This window comes from Marinobacter panjinensis (assembly GCF_005298175.1).
GTDB lineage: Bacteria > Pseudomonadota > Gammaproteobacteria > Pseudomonadales > Oleiphilaceae > Marinobacter > Marinobacter panjinensis.
In genome coordinates, this window is record NZ_SZYH01000003.1 from 1 (window position 1) to 14543 (window position 14543).

The following is a 14543-nucleotide window of genomic DNA, read 5'->3' on the forward strand; positions in this document are numbered from 1 at the left end:
CTGCCGCCAGCGTTCAATCTGAGCCATGATCAAACTCTTCAGTTTAAATCATACAAGAATCCGAAGATTCTCTATTCTTGCTCAAGACAAAACTCAATTTTCGACGAGTCACTGTCCTGATATTTCGCATCCGAAATACCTCGGCCAGCGCCCACACGAATTACTTGGTCAACTTTTTAAAGAGCGTTCGGGGCTTGCCCGATCAAGGTGGCGTATTCTACATCGAATCGCTGCCTTGTCAACCGTTTATTTTGGCTCCGGCCTGCGACCGAAAAACTGCCAACTAAATCAAACGGTTGTCTTTCAATTTCTGACCCGCCTCAGTGGCGTGTCCCTCGAAAGAGATGCGCATTCTACAGAGCCCTGAGAATGTGTCAACGAGGTTAACCAACTATTTTTGCCCTGTTTCGGTTAGCACGTATGACACTGCTCAAACCCTAGGCAAGACGCTCAATTTTCACACTGAACTCACGCAGACTGATCACCAGAGCGACGCGATTTTCTGAACAAAGCCAAAACCGGGCCCGACAACGCATAAGCAAGAAAGACGGTAAACAGAACCGTTGCCGGGTCCAGCGCAACCACCACAAAGATAAGAACCACCAGGAGAATTGCCGCAAAAGGCACCCGCCCCCGCATATCCAGATCCTTGAAGCTTTTATAGAGGATGTTGCTGACCATCAGCACGCCACAGCCACCCACAACAATAATCGTCATCAGTGTCAGCCAACTGGCCGGCTCCACAAGATGGAAGCACCATACCAACCCGGCGACACAGGCAGCGGCGGCAGGACTGGCCAGCCCGACAAAGTAGTTCTTGTCCACCGAACCAATCTGGGTATTGAAGCGTGCGAGACGTAAAGCCGCGCCAGCCACGTAGATAAAGGTAATGGCCCAACCAACCTGACCAAGATTATTCAGCGACCAGAAAAAAGCCACCAGTCCGGGCGCCACGCCAAAGGCCACCATATCGGCAAGGCTGTCGTACTCCTCACCAAACTTGCTCTGGGTATTGGTGAGCCTGGCGACCCGACCATCAAGACCGTCCAGGATCATGGAGACAAAGATTGCGATGGCGGCGTTATCAAACATCCCGTTAGCGGCAGAGACGATGGCATAGAAACCGGAGAACAGTGATGCCGTAGTCAGCGCATTGGGCAGAAGATAAATCCCTTTGCGACGAACCGGAGCACCCTCAACCAGTTCTTCCTCGACGACTTCACCAGCTTCGATATCGTATTCGTGCCCCTTGAATTCATTCGTCTCCTGAGGGTCGTTCTTTTTGGTCTGCTTTTTCTCGTCAGTCATTTCACTCACTCCGGAAAGCATTTAGGCGGAGTATATACGAAAAACGCGGCCACCCGGGCCGCGTTTTTCAAACCAGACCGGGGTACCGGCTCAGTTCTTCTCTTTATCCACGATCTTGTTCGCAGAAATCCAGGGCATCATGGAACGCAGTTTTTCACCAACGGTCTCGATCTGATGCTCGGCATTGATGCGGCGACGAGCTGTCATGGACGGATAGTTGCTGCTGCCTTCCTGAATGAACATCTTGGCATACTCACCAGTCTGGATGCGCTTCAGTGCATTGCGCATGGCTTCACGGGACTGCTCATTGATAATCTCGGGGCCAGTCACATACTCACCATACTCCGCATTATTGGAAATGGAGTAGTTCATGTTGGCGATGCCGCCCTCGTACATCAGGTCAACAATCAGCTTGAGCTCGTGCAGGCATTCGAAATACGCCATTTCGGGCTCGTATCCGCCGTCTACCAGCGTTTCGAAAGCCGCCTTGACCAGTTCAACAGTGCCACCACACAGAACAGCCTGCTCACCGAACAGATCGGTTTCGGTCTCGTCCTTGAAGGTGGTTTCGATGATGCCGGTACGGCCGCCGCCAATGCCGCTGGCATAGGAAAGGGCCAGATTCTTGGCGTTGCCGGACGCATCCTGGAAGATGGCAATCAGGTCAGGGATGCCGCCGCCACGGGTAAATTCGGTGCGTACGGTGTGGCCCGGAGCTTTCGGGGCGATCATGATCACATCCAGATCCTTACGCGGTACGATCTGGTTGTAGTGAATCGAAAAGCCGTGGGCAAAGGCCAGTGTAGCGCCCTGCTTCAGGTTCGGCTCGATCTCTGCATTGTACAGCTGCGCCTGGAACTCGTCCGGGGTCAGAACCATAACCACATCGGCAGCGGCAACGGCAGACGGGACATCGCTGGTTTTCAGGCCGTAGGCTTCTGCCTTGGCAATGGAAGAAGAGCCCGGGCGCAGACCAACAGTCACATCAACACCGGACTCGTTCAGGTTGCACGCATGCGCGTGGCCCTGTGAACCAAAACCGATGATGGCAACTTTCTTGCCCTGGATGATGGAAAGATCGCAATCCTTATCGTAGTAAACCTGCATGTATAACCTCTATATATTGTTAATTGGCCTTTTAGTGGCCGTCATTGTACAGAATGATGTCAGCGCCTGTTACAGGCTTAATACCTTCTCGCCACGGGCAATGCCGGAAACACCGCTGCGAACGACCTCTAGTACGCCGGACGTTCCTACCGCCTGAATAAAGCCGTCCAGCTTTTCGCTGTTCCCGGCCAGTTGGACGGTATAGACGGAACTGGTGACATCCACGATCTGGCCACGGAAAATATCGACAGTGCGTTTGATCTCGGCCCGCTGGGAGCCTGTGGCCTTGAGCTTGACCAGCATCAGCTCGCGCTCGATGTGCGCCCCCTCGGTAAGATCCACCAGCTTGACCACCTCGATCAACTTGTTGAGCTGCTTGGTAATCTGTTCGATGACCTTGTCGGACCCGGTGGTGGTTACCGTCAGGCGCGACAGAGTCTCGTCCTCGGTCGGCGCCACCGTCAGGGTCTCGATGTTGTAATTGCGCTGCGAAAACAGTCCCACCACACGGGACAACGCTCCTGGTTCGTTCTCAAGCAAAACAGAAATGATTCGACGCATGATCAGACCCTCTCCGTCTTGCTGAGCCACATGTCCTTCATTGAGCCGCGCGCCACCTGCATCGGGTAGACGTGCTCAAACCGGTCGACGTAGACATCAACGAATACCAGCTGGTCTTTCATCGCCAGCACTTCTTTCAGCTTCGATTCCAGATCTTCCTTACGGTCAATGCGGACACCAACATGGCCATAGGCTTCCGCAAGCTTGACGAAGTCCGGCAGGGACCCCATGTAAGACTCGGAATGGCGGGACTCATAGTTCATGTCCTGCCACTGCTTGACCATGCCAAGCGCCTGGTTGTTCAGGTTGATGATCTTCACCGGCAGGTTGTACTGCTTACAGGTAGACAGCTCCTGGATATTCATCTGGATACTGCCCTCACCGGTAATGCAGAGCACCTCATCATCCGGGTGCGTCAGTTTGACGCCCATTGCAGCCGGCAGGCCAAAGCCCATGGTGCCGAGGCCACCGGAATTGATCCAGCGATTGGGCTTATCGAACTTGTAGTACTGGGCCGCGAACATCTGGTGCTGCCCCACGTCCGAAGTCACATAAGCCTCGCCATTGGTGAGCCTGCAGAGCATTTCCACCACTTCCTGCGGCTTGATTACATCCGGGCTGGTTTCATAGCGCATGCCGTGGAACGCACGCCATTCTTCAATCTGCTTCCACCAGGCAGCGATGGCCTCAGCGTCCGGTTTTTCCTTACTCTCCCTGACAAGGGTGAGCATTTCCTTGAGCACTGCGTCGACGGGACCAACGATGGGAACGTCCGCATCAATGGTTTTGGAAATGGAGGCCGGATCAATATCAATATGAACAATGCGGGCACCGGGACAGAACTTCTCGGTTGCGTTGGTCACCCGATCGTCAAATCGTGCACCTACACACAGAATCAGATCCGAGTGGTGCATGGCCATGTTTGACTCATAGGTACCATGCATCCCCAGCCAGCCAAGGTGCTGTTTGTCGGAAGCCGGATAGCAACCAATGCCCATCAGCGTGTTCGTAATGGGGTAACCCAGCATCCTGACCAGCTCGGTCAGCTGGTCCGTTGCCTTGCCCAGAATGACGCCACCACCGGCATAGATGATCGGGCGCTTGGCCGCCATCAACATATCCACGGCTTTCTTGATCTGACCAGCGTGGCCGCGAATGGCCGGGTTGTACGAGCGCAGCTTCACCTTCTTCGGGAACACGTACTCGTAACGCTCGTTCGGCGTGGTCATATCCTTGGGGATGTCAACGACCACCGGGCCAGGCCGACCGGTTGCGGCGATGTAATAGGCCTTGCGAATAATTTCCGGGATTTCCTCCGGATGACGCACGCTCAGGTTGTGCTTCACAACAGGACGGGAGACGCCGATCATATCGGTCTCCTGGAACGCATCTTCACCAATCAGTGTTGACGCGACCTGGCCACACAGAACCACCAGGGGAATGGAATCCATAAATGCGGTGGCAATACCGGTAATGGTGTTGGTGGCTCCAGGACCCGAGGTTACCAGTACGGTGCCCGGTAATCCGGTGGCACGGGCGTAGCCGTCGGCCATGTGGACCGCCGCCTGCTCGTGACGCACCAGAATGTGCTTGACCTTGTCCTGCCTGAACAACGCATCATAGATATGCAGCGCTGCACCACCCGGATAGCCATATATGTATTCGATCCCCTCATCTTGCAGGGACCGGATCAGCATATCGGCGCCAGACAATAACTCCACGATGTTCTACCCTCTTCTACGAGTGAATGAGCCGGGACGCGTCCCGGTTGCCTGGATGTCCGGGCATCAAGCTTCTTGTGAAAGCTTAACCGGATATTCCGCCACACCAGCTGTAAGAGGTTGTCTCCTGGCCAGCCGCCCTCCTGAGGGTTGCGGAGAACGGCCAATCAACGGGTTGCACGTAAGCAACAACCAGTCCGCGACTCGCGCGGGGCATTCAGTGTGGTAATTAAACGGGGGATACTCGCACGGGATTGCCTGCCGTATTGACCCCAGTCTTCAGGCAATCTGCAATTTTGACAGCGATGAACTCCCTGTCAATAGCGGCGGCAGTATTCTCTGTTCTTACCCGACAAAGGTCTGCCATACTTTGTGCAAGTATTTGAACCAGACGCAAGAAAGTTACCTTTACAAATGGCATGATAAACATAGGCTAGACAGAGATGGTGCTGTTTAAGGCAGTACTCCGAAAAGGCTAACGCGGAATGAGTAGAGGCATGAACAGAAAAATTCTTACCCTGGCAGTACTTCTGGTTGCAGCGCCGACAATGACTTCGGCTGCCTCCGTCTACAAATGGACCGATGAGAACGGGGTAACACACTTCGGCGACCGGCAACCGACCGGGCAACAGTCGGAGTCTGTCAGCATACGCACCGGGAAACCCTCAGCGAGCAACCGCCAGAGCCCACAGGAACAGGTTAAAGCTCTGCAAGAACAGGAAGCCGAACAAGCTGAGCGGCAAGAAGAGAGCGCTGTAGAAGAGGCCCGACGCAAGCAACGGGAAGCCAATTGCGAAACCGCACGCAGCAACCTGAGCATCCTGCAGCGTAACAGCCGGATACGGGTGGAAGAGGATGGCGAGCAGCGTTACCTATCGGAGGAAGAAATTGCAGAGCAGCGCACGAAGTTTGAGGAAATAGCAGAAGAGAACTGCGGCGCGCCTTCCGAAGCGTAAACCGTATTCAGGGCAAGTCAGCCCCATAAAAAAGGCGGAGCAATCTGCTCCGCCTTTTTGCTCAACACATCAAGCTCTGGAAAACTCCAGGGCATGATCCTTCACCGTCCCGCGAATGGTATCCCCGGACAGGAAGTCGCCCTGAAGCAGCCGCTGCGACAGCGGGTTTTCGATCATCCGCTGGATCGCACGCTTCAGCGGGCGGGCGCCGTAGACCGGGTCATAGCCCACTTCCGCCAGCAATTCCATGGCTCCGTCGTCCAGCTCCAGCTTCATGTCCTGTTCTTTCAGGCGCTTGTTGAGGATCTCGATCTGGACCTTGGCAATGCCCTGAATCTGGCCTTTAGCCAGCGGATGGAACACAACCACTTCATCCACCCGGTTAATGAACTCGGGCCGGAAGTGAGTACCCACTTCCTCCATAACCGCTGACTTCATCGCCTCGTAGTTCTCCTCCCCGGCTTTCTGCTGGATGATGTCCGAACCCAGGTTGGAAGTCATCACAATGACGGTGTTGCGGAAATCCACGGTCCTGCCCTGACCATCCGTCAGGCGCCCATCTTCAAGTACCTGTAGCAGTATGTTGAACACGTCCGGATGCGCCTTCTCAACCTCATCCAGCAACAACACCGAGTAGGGCCGGCGACGCACTGCTTCAGTCAGATAGCCACCCTCTTCATACCCCACGTAGCCGGGAGGTGCACCAATCAGCCGGGCCACGGAGTGTTTCTCCATGAACTCGGACATATCGATACGCACCATGGCTTCTTCGGTATCAAACAGGAAGGCAGCCAGCGCCTTACAGAGTTCTGTCTTGCCCACGCCCGTCGGCCCGAGGAACAGGAAGGAGCCGTTCGGACGATGAGGATCCGAGAGACCGGCACGTGAACGCCTTACCGCGTTGGAAACAGCTTCCAGAGCCTCGTCCTGACCAATAACGCGGTCATGCAGCGCGTCTTCCATGCGCATGAGTTTGTCGCGTTCGCCTTCCAGCATCTTTGATACTGGAATCCCGGTCCATTTGGACACCACTTCGGCGATTTCCTCATCCGTCACGCGGTTGCGGAGCAGCGTCATCTCCATCATTTCAGCCTGGCTCGCCATATCCAGCTGGCGCTCCAGCTCCGGAATCTGGCCATACTGCAACTCGGACATGCGGCCAAGGTCACCGGCACGGCGGGCATTTTCCAGGTCAATCCGGGCCTGCTCCAGCTGGCTCTTGATCTTCTGGGAGCCGTGCAAAGCGGCCTTTTCGGTATTCCAGACCTCTTCCAGATCCGCGTATTCGCGCTCAACCCCGGTGATTACATCCGAAAGCTCTGAAAGCCGCTTTTTGGACGCCGCATCCGTTTCCTTTTTTAGCGCCTCCCGCTCAATCTTCAGCTGGATCAGCCGCCGCTCAAGGCGATCCAGCGCCTCCGGCTTGGAGTCCATTTCCATGCGGATCTGGCTGGCCGCTTCGTCCACCAGGTCAATCGCCTTGTCCGGCAACTGGCGGTCCGCGATGTATCGATGAGACAGCTTGGCTGCCGCGATAATGGCGCCGTCGGTCACTTCCACACCGTGGTGAACTTCGTAACGCTCCTTGAGGCCGCGAAGGATGGCGATGGTATCTTCTTCATTGGGCTCGGAAACCAGTACTTTCTGGAAACGGCGCTCCAGAGCAGCGTCTTTTTCTATATTCTCGCGGTATTCGTCCAGGGTCGTCGCACCCACACAATGCAGTTCACCCCGGGCCAATGCGGGTTTGAGCATATTGCCGGCGTCCATGGACCCTTCGGCCTTACCAGCACCTACCACGGTGTGAATCTCGTCGATAAACAGGATGATCTGCCCTTCCTGCTTGGCCAGCTCATTGAGAACAGCCTTCAGTCGCTCCTCGAAATCACCCCGGAACTTGGCGCCTGCGATCAACGAGCCCATATCCAGCGATAGCACACGCTTGTTTTTGAGACCTTCCGGCACTTCGCCGTTCACGATGCGCTGGGCAAGCCCCTCGACAATGGCGGTCTTGCCCACACCGGGCTCGCCAATAAGGACCGGGTTGTTCTTTCGGCGACGCTGAAGCACCTGGATGGTCCGGCGGATTTCATCATCACGGCCGATCACCGGGTCCAGTTTACCGGCCTCGGCTCGCTCGGTAAGGTCAATGGTGTACTTGGACAAGGCCTGACGGTTTTCTTCCGCAGCGGGGTCATCAACCGACTCACCACCGCGAACTTCATCGATAGCGCTTTCCAGTGAGGACTTGTCGACACCCTGCTCACGCAGAACCCGTCCGAGGGTGCCACGGTCTTCAAGGGCTGCCAGCAGCATCAATTCGCTGGATATGAACTGGTCCCCACGCTTCTGGGCCAGTTTGTCAGCGATATTGAACAGACGCCCCATATCATTGGACATGGACACGTCCCCGGCCGAGCCCTTCACTTCCGGCAGGTTCTCGATTTCCTGGGCGACAGCCTGACGGATACGGCCCGGCTCGGCACCCGCCTGTTTCAGCAACGGCTTGATGGAGCCGCCTTGCTGATCCATCAGTGCCTGCATCAGGTGCACGGGTTCGATGAAGTTATGGTCCTTGCCTACCGCAAGAGACTGGGCATCCGCCAGTGCTGTCTGCAGTTTGCTGGTCAGTTTGTCGATTCTCATAGTCTGGTGTTCCCCAATATCTGTCGTGCGGCCGGGAGGACGTTCCCGCCGGCAGCAATTTCTCTGCTTTGACAGTTAATGTAGGGGCGAACGGCGGGACTTCAAGCGTACACGGGCAAGAAGTGTCAGAAAATTGACGGGAATCATGAAATGAAGATCAGGCTCGCCATCCTCCCTGTTTGTCCGTCACGGCGGTAGGAGAAGAAGCGATCACTGTCGGTTACCGTACAGAACCCGCCGCCGTAGACCTGGAGCACTCCGGCAGCAGCCAGTCGTTGTCGGGCCAGTTCGTAGATGTCAGCCAGGTAGCGCCCGGGATGCCGGGGACTGGGCGCAAAAGCCCTGCCCGCCTGCGGATCACTCAGGAGAAAGGCGTCCCGCACCTCGGCGCCAACCTCGAACTGCTCGGGGCCAATGGCCGGACCCAGCCAGGCAAGGACACTGGCGGGATTACCCAGGTGCTCCAGGGTCCGCTCCAGAACACCGTCACACAACCCACGCCAGCCAGCGTGAGCGGCAGCCACCCGGCCACTGGAGGGATCACAGAACAATACCGGCAGACAGTCCGCCGTCAATACGGCACAAACGGCTCCGGGCTGCGAGGTGACACAGGCATCAGCAGTGACCTGGCCTGGCTGCGGCAGCTCTGCCACATGGGTGCCATGGACCTGGTTCAGCCAACCGAAAGACTGGGCGCCAGGTTCGGCCCATTGTCCAAGCAGGGCACGATTCTTCGTCACATCCTCGAGGTCATCACCCACATGCGTGCCAAGGTTCAGGGAATCCCAGGGTGACTTGCTAACCCCGCCAACCCTTGTGGTGGATGCAGCATTTACCCAGGACGGTGCCGGCCAGTCCGGGACAATAAGTGGCAACTCAAAGGTCATTGTTCTCCAGATCCTTAACGTGCTTGCGAAGCGCTGCGAGCAGCGTTTCCATATCTTCGGGCAAAGGTACCTCCCAGGTCATCACTTCCCCCGTTTGGGGATGCTGCAGCGTCAACTGCCGGGCATGGAGCGCTTGACGCTGAAAGCCCGCCAGCACGTCCCGCAGTTCATCCGTTGTTCCTTTGGGGAGGCGAAGCCGGCCACCGTACTGCGGGTCGCCAATCAGCGGGTGTTTGACGTGCGCCATGTGGACCCGAATCTGGTGTGTGCGACCACTTTCAAGCTTGCAACGTACATGGGTATGGGCGGCGAAGCGCTCGATCAGGCGATAATGGGTAACCGCGGGCTTGCCGGTAGGCACCACCGCCATTTTCTTGCGCTCGCGAGGGTGGCGACCAATCGGCGCGTCCACCGTGGCGCCTCCGGTCAGAGTGCCCACCACGATGGCCTCGTACTCCCGCCCCATGGTACGGGTTTGCAGCTGGTCAACCAGTGATGTGTGGGCGATCAGGCTGCGCGCCACCACCATGATTCCGGAAGTGTCCTTGTCGAGACGATGAACAATGCCCGCCCTCGGCAGGTTTTCCACTTCCGGGGCATGGTTGAGCAACGCGTTAACCAGGGTGCCATCAGCGTGGCCTGCAGCGGGATGAACAACCAGACCTGCCGGCTTGTTGATCACCAGCAGGTGTTCGTCTTCATAGACAATATCCAGGGAAATCGATTCCGCCTGCCAGCTGACTTGCGCCTCTGGCTCGGCGTCCAGTTCCAGCTTGTCTCCAAGCATGACCTTGTCACGGGGCTTGCAGGCTTTCCCGTTCACCGTCAGTGCCCCGCTCTTGATCCAGCCCTGCAATCGTGAGCGGGAATGCTCTGGCATCAGCTCCGCCGCGGCCTGGTCGAGACGGCGGTCGCTGTGTTCCGGCGGAACAGAGAAGCTGGCGATAATACGGTTTTCAGATGACATTGAGCCCCCGGGGCCGGTGATAAGTGTTACGTTTGAGTCAGAATTTTCCAATCGACAGCGAGTGCCACTGCACAAGGGAGCAGATCCCCGTTACAATGGCCCACCATTCGAATTTTCGCCATTATACGGGATTCCGGCATGAGATCAGTTGTTCGATTACTGCTAGTGACTACCGCAGCGCTAATGATCAGTGCGTGCGCCTCAAACGAGCAGGAAGAAGTATTGCCGGAAGAAACCTATTACGAGAACGCCCGGGACGCAATGAACTCGGGCAACTTCAACGAAGCGGAACTGAACCTCGATTATCTGGAAACCTACTATCCGTTCGGCCGCTATGCGGAACAGGCCCAGCTGGATCTGATTTATGCCCGCTACCAGAATCTTGATCTGGAAGGGGCCCGTGCAGCAGCTGACCGATTCCTGCGCCTGAATCCGCAAAGTGACCACGCCGATTACGCGCTCTATATGCGCGGCCTGGCGTCCTATAATCTGGATATTGGCCTTGCGGCACGATACTTTCCCGTGGATGTTGCGGCAAGGGATCCCGGCGAACAGCGCCAGGCCTTCCGTGACTTTTCCGAGCTGCTGAACCGTTACCCATCCAGCGAATACGCCCCTGATGCCCGCCAGCGCATGATTGCCATCCGCAACCGTCTGGCCGAGCTCGAGCTCTTTGCAGCCCGCTACTACATCAGCCGCGAAGCCTATATTGCCGCCAATAACCGCGCGCGTTTTATTGTGGAAAACTACTCCACCACACCCTTTGTAGAAGAGGCGCTGATCATTATGGCTGAGACCTTCCGCTTCATGGATCTCAAAAAGGCCTCAGCGGATGCGGTCGCCATGCTCGAAGAAAACTTCCCGGACAGCACCGCTTTCAATGAGGACGGGGAGTTTCAGGTCGATGCCCTCAAGCGCAAGGACCGCTCATTGTCCAGCGTCGTCACCTTCGGCCTGATGGGCGACGAATAATCAGTTGCCGCTCTTCCATCCGTTGGTGATGGGGTAGCGGCGGTCCTTGCCAAACCCTCGCTCGGTAATCCGCACACCAATGGGCGCCTGCCTGCGCTTGTACTCGTTGATGTCCACCAGGCGCACAACCCTGTCCACGTCTGCCCGGTCAAACCCCTGGGCAACGATAGCATCCGCGCTCAGATCACGCTCTACATACAGATTGAGTATCTGGTCGAGCACGTCGTAGCCCGGCAGGCTGTCCTCGTCTTTCTGATCCGGCGCCAGTTCCGCCGATGGTGGGCGGGTAATCACTCGCTCGGGAATGACCTGCGAAACGCTGTTGCGATACCAGGCAAGGCGGAATACCAGGGTCTTGGGAACATCCTTGAGCACATCAAAACCTCCGGCCATATCGCCGTACAAGGTCGAGTAGCCCACCGCCATCTCGCTTTTATTGCCGGTTGTCAGAACCAGTGAGCCAAATTTGTTGGACAGGGACATCAGCAGCACGCCCCGCAATCTCGCCTGCAAATTCTCCTCGGTGGTGTCCGGTTGTGTCCCCTCAAACGGGGCGGCCAGGGTTTCCATGAACGCATCGTACATGGGCTCGATGGAGAACACGTCGTACTGCACGCCCAGGGTGGCTGCTTCCGCCTCCGCATCCTCAAGGCTCATGCTGGCTGTATAACGGAAAGGCATCATCACTGCGCGCACACGGTCGGCACCCAGGGCATCAACGGCTACCGCCAGGGTCACGGCGGAATCAATCCCCCCGGACAGACCCAGGACAACCGATCTGAAGCCATTCTTGTTGACGTAGTCCCTCACCCCCAGAACCAATGCCTTGTAGACATTCTCCTCCAGGGAGGGCTCGGTGATGGCCGGCTGTGTAACTGGCTGGCAGTGGTGCTCGAATATGAAATCCACGGGGTAAAGCCCTTCACTGAACTGGGGCGCTTCAACCGCAAGCACCCCGGAATGATCGTAGACCATTGAGCCACCGTCAAAAACGAGTTCATCCTGCCCACCCACCAGGTTCACATAGGCAATACTGACCCGATTTTCAAAAGCCTTACGCTCGATCAACGCCTTGCGGCGGGCCTGCTTGTCAATATCGTAGGGGGACGCATTCAGGTTGATAATCAGTTTTGCACCTGCTGCGGCTGCATCCTCCACCGGACCATCGCTCCAGATGTCCTCGCACACGGTCACACCGACAGGTACTCCGTGAATGTCGACCACCAGAGTGTCTGTTCCATCAGCGAAGTAGCGCTTCTCGTCGAAGACCTGGTAGTTGGGGGGAAACTGCTTGAAGTAACGGCCGGTTATTTCGCCGCCTTCAATGATCACTGCGGCGTTGTATAACAGGGCGCCTTCCCTGATGGGGGCCCCCACAATAATCGCGGGACCGAGCTGTCTTTCACACAGGAATTCCAGAGCCTCCGCAATGCGCACTTCCATACTCGAACGCAGTAGGAGATCTTCCGGAGGATAACCGGTCAGGCACAGTTCCGGAAACACAACCAGATCTGCCTGATGCTCCTCCTCAGCGCGCCGGGTAGCTTCAATCACCTTGCCAGTGTTGCCGGGAATATCACCCACCAAAAAATCAAGCTGGGCCATAACCACCCTCAGCTTTCCGGGGCCCTGGCCGCCGGGTGACTGATCCTTTTGCACGGACATAACGCAGCTCCTGTAACTCATTGCCATTAAAAGGCTATTATAACCCCGCAGGGCAAAAGAATTCTCCCGGGATACCCATCGGATTATGGCAAAAACATCGATTACTGAGCTTCAACCCCACACAGATGCCCCACCCGCCAGCCAGATGGGCAGGCTGTTCCGTATTTACAATCATTACAGGGTGGTTGTCAGCATTATCCTGGTGGCACTGCTGTTCGTTGATCCGATCAATTTCGATACCCGCTTCCGGTCCATGGATTATTACCAGGCTGGCGTCGTCAGCTATCTGGCCATCAACAGTTTCATCGCGCTGATAATGCTGGCCGGCTTTCAGCCGCGAAACCGCCACATCACCATCTCGATCCTGATGGACATCCTGATTCTCCATGCGCTCTTGCTCACGAGTACCGGCATCACCAATGGCATGGCTAACCTGGTTATTGTCTCAGTGGCGGCCGGAAATATCCTGACACCCACCAGGATTGGCACTTTCTACGCGGCTCTAGGCGCGATCTGTTCCCTTGGCATTTCAACCTGGTCAGTCATGGCCTTTGGCAACTCGGCCGATGAGATCGTCCGTGCTGGTTCACTCGGCATCCTCTACTTTGCGGCGGCCTTTATCCTGCAGTACGTTTCCCGGCGCATGCTACGGAGCGAGGCGTTGGCCAGCTCTCGGGCACAGAGTATTGCCGAGCTGCAACAGATCAATCGCCAGATCATCCAGCGCATGCGCACGGGGATTCTTGTTCTGGACCGCTTTGGGCATATCCGACTTGCTAACGCGGCAGCCGAAGAACTGCTTTTTGGTATACCCAGTGAAGAACCCGGCCAGCAACCCAGTCAGGGGCGCAGCCTGCCCCACCCGCTACGCCTGGGCCTTGAAGCCTGGCTGAAAGACCCAACCCGCAGAACCGACCCGTTTCAGTCGACACCAACCTCGCCAATGGTACAAGTGAATTTTACCCAGCTTGACCAGCAGCGGGGCGACCAGATTCTGGTCTTCATTGATGACATGAGTAAGGTGACTCAGCAGGCCCAGCAGATGAAACTGGCCTCACTGGGACGGCTGACAGCCGGCATCGCCCACGAAATCCGCAATCCCCTCGGCGCCATCAGCCACGCATCCCAGCTCATGGGGGAATCCCCCAACCTTGATGATGGCGATCGAAAAATGCTGGATATCATTGAGCGCCACTCCCGCCGGGTCAACGGCATCATTGAAAATGTCCTGGACCTGTCCCGGCGCCGCGCTGCCAATTCCGATCTGATCGATGTGAGCCACTGGCTTTCAGCATTTCGTGACGATTACCTCCAGACCCAGGACAATGACCACCAGAAATCTGCTCATATCGAGCTGCGGGCAGAAGCCGATCTGCCCCAGGCCCGCTTTGATGTGAGCCAGATCGAGCAGGTTATGGTGAACCTGTGCGATAACGGGCTACGCTACAGCGAGCAGGCCACCGGCGAACGCAGGATTGAACTCTATGCCGGGGCCACAGCTGACGGCGAGAGAACCTATGTGGATGTTCGTGACTTCGGCCCCGGCATTGCCCCGGAGCATCGGGTTTCTGTTTTTGAGCCCTTTTTCACAACTGACAAAAGCGGGACGGGCCTTGGCCTTTATCTGGCACGAGAACTGTGCGAGGCTAATCAGGCTCACCTGTCCCTGGTGGATGACAAACAGCCCGGCTGTTGTTTCCGCATTACATTTGCCCATCACGGGCGAATGATATGACCAACCCGGTAACCCGGT

The 14543-nt window shown here is 56.6% G+C and carries 11 protein-coding genes; 3 read left to right on the plus strand and 8 right to left on the minus strand.

Features of this window, described 5'->3' with window-relative positions:
* Nucleotides 1-468: 468 nt before the first annotated feature.
* The 4 genes from pssA to FDP08_RS19285 form a co-directional block, all read right to left on the minus strand.
* Nucleotides 469-1308: a CDP-diacylglycerol--serine O-phosphatidyltransferase gene (pssA, locus tag FDP08_RS19270; RefSeq protein WP_137437933.1), complete on the minus strand. Its 840-nt coding sequence runs from the start codon at nt 1306-1308 to the stop codon at nt 469-471.
* A gap of 90 nt (nt 1309-1398) precedes the next feature.
* On the minus strand, nt 1399-2415 hold the full coding sequence (gene ilvC, locus FDP08_RS19275) for a ketol-acid reductoisomerase (protein ID WP_137437934.1): 1017 nt from the start codon (nt 2413-2415) through the stop codon (nt 1399-1401).
* Nucleotides 2416-2484: 69 nt separating this feature from the next.
* Nucleotides 2485-2976 carry an acetolactate synthase small subunit gene (gene ilvN, locus FDP08_RS19280; RefSeq protein WP_137437935.1) on the minus strand — a complete coding sequence of 164 codons (492 nt, stop codon included), beginning with the start codon at nt 2974-2976 and terminating at the stop codon, nt 2485-2487.
* Between the two features lie 2 nt (nt 2977-2978).
* Nucleotides 2979-4697: an acetolactate synthase 3 large subunit gene (locus tag FDP08_RS19285; protein WP_137437936.1), complete on the minus strand. Its 1719-nt coding sequence runs from the start codon at nt 4695-4697 to the stop codon at nt 2979-2981.
* 497 nt (nt 4698-5194) lie between these two features.
* Here FDP08_RS19285 and FDP08_RS19290 point away from each other — a divergent pair, with 497 nt between their 5' ends.
* A complete protein-coding gene (locus FDP08_RS19290; protein WP_137437937.1) occupies nt 5195-5653 on the plus strand; it encodes a DUF4124 domain-containing protein in 459 nt (152 codons plus the stop codon).
* 69 nt (nt 5654-5722) lie between these two features.
* Here the strand turns inward: FDP08_RS19290 and clpB are convergent, their stop codons facing one another.
* From clpB to rluD, 3 genes are all read right to left on the minus strand, one after another.
* The gene (gene clpB / locus FDP08_RS19295) at nt 5723-8299 is read right to left on the minus strand and encodes an ATP-dependent chaperone ClpB (protein WP_137437938.1); all 2577 of its coding nucleotides are present in this window, start codon (nt 8297-8299) and stop codon (nt 5723-5725) included.
* Nucleotides 8300-8442: 143 nt separating this feature from the next.
* Entirely contained in the window at nt 8443-9186 is a 744-nt protein-coding gene (gene pgeF, locus FDP08_RS19300; protein ID WP_137437939.1) for a peptidoglycan editing factor PgeF, read from the minus strand.
* A complete protein-coding gene (gene rluD / locus FDP08_RS19305; RefSeq protein ID WP_137437940.1) occupies nt 9176-10153 on the minus strand; it encodes a 23S rRNA pseudouridine(1911/1915/1917) synthase RluD in 978 nt (325 codons plus the stop codon). Before rluD ends, pgeF begins: the two co-directional genes overlap by 11 nt.
* Before the next feature lie 138 nt (nt 10154-10291).
* Here rluD and FDP08_RS19310 point away from each other — a divergent pair, with 138 nt between their 5' ends.
* Nucleotides 10292-11125, plus strand: coding sequence for an outer membrane protein assembly factor BamD (locus FDP08_RS19310; protein ID WP_137437941.1), 834 nt, complete (start codon nt 10292-10294; stop codon nt 11123-11125).
* Here the strand turns inward: FDP08_RS19310 and FDP08_RS19315 are convergent, their stop codons facing one another.
* Nucleotides 11126-12790, minus strand: a complete 1665-nt coding sequence (locus tag FDP08_RS19315) for an NAD+ synthase (RefSeq protein WP_137437942.1) — start codon at nt 12788-12790, stop codon at nt 11126-11128.
* A gap of 85 nt (nt 12791-12875) precedes the next feature.
* Between FDP08_RS19315 and FDP08_RS19320 the strand changes: the two genes are divergently transcribed.
* Complete coding sequence (locus tag FDP08_RS19320; protein ID WP_137437943.1) at nt 12876-14525, plus strand: sensor histidine kinase; 1650 nt, start codon at nt 12876-12878, stop codon at nt 14523-14525.
* Nucleotides 14526-14543 lie beyond the last annotated feature (18 nt).

Coding starts and splice junctions, on each gene's coding strand:
- pgeF (WP_137437939.1), bottom strand. CDS start 9,186: ATGACCTTTGAGTTGCCACTTATTGTCCCGGACTGGCCGGCACCGTCC.
- ilvC (WP_137437934.1), bottom strand. CDS start 2,415: ATGCAGGTTTACTACGATAAGGATTGCGATCTTTCCATCATCCAGGGC.
- clpB (WP_137437938.1), bottom strand. CDS start 8,299: ATGAGAATCGACAAACTGACCAGCAAACTGCAGACAGCACTGGCGGAT.
- ilvN (WP_137437935.1), bottom strand. CDS start 2,976: ATGCGTCGAATCATTTCTGTTTTGCTTGAGAACGAACCAGGAGCGTTG.
- FDP08_RS19290 (WP_137437937.1), top strand. CDS start 5,195: ATGAACAGAAAAATTCTTACCCTGGCAGTACTTCTGGTTGCAGCGCCG.
- FDP08_RS19320 (WP_137437943.1), top strand. CDS start 12,876: ATGGCAAAAACATCGATTACTGAGCTTCAACCCCACACAGATGCCCCA.
- rluD (WP_137437940.1), bottom strand. CDS start 10,153: ATGTCATCTGAAAACCGTATTATCGCCAGCTTCTCTGTTCCGCCGGAA.
- FDP08_RS19310 (WP_137437941.1), top strand. CDS start 10,292: ATGAGATCAGTTGTTCGATTACTGCTAGTGACTACCGCAGCGCTAATG.
- FDP08_RS19315 (WP_137437942.1), bottom strand. CDS start 12,790: ATGTCCGTGCAAAAGGATCAGTCACCCGGCGGCCAGGGCCCCGGAAAG.
- pssA (WP_137437933.1), bottom strand. CDS start 1,308: ATGACTGACGAGAAAAAGCAGACCAAAAAGAACGACCCTCAGGAGACG.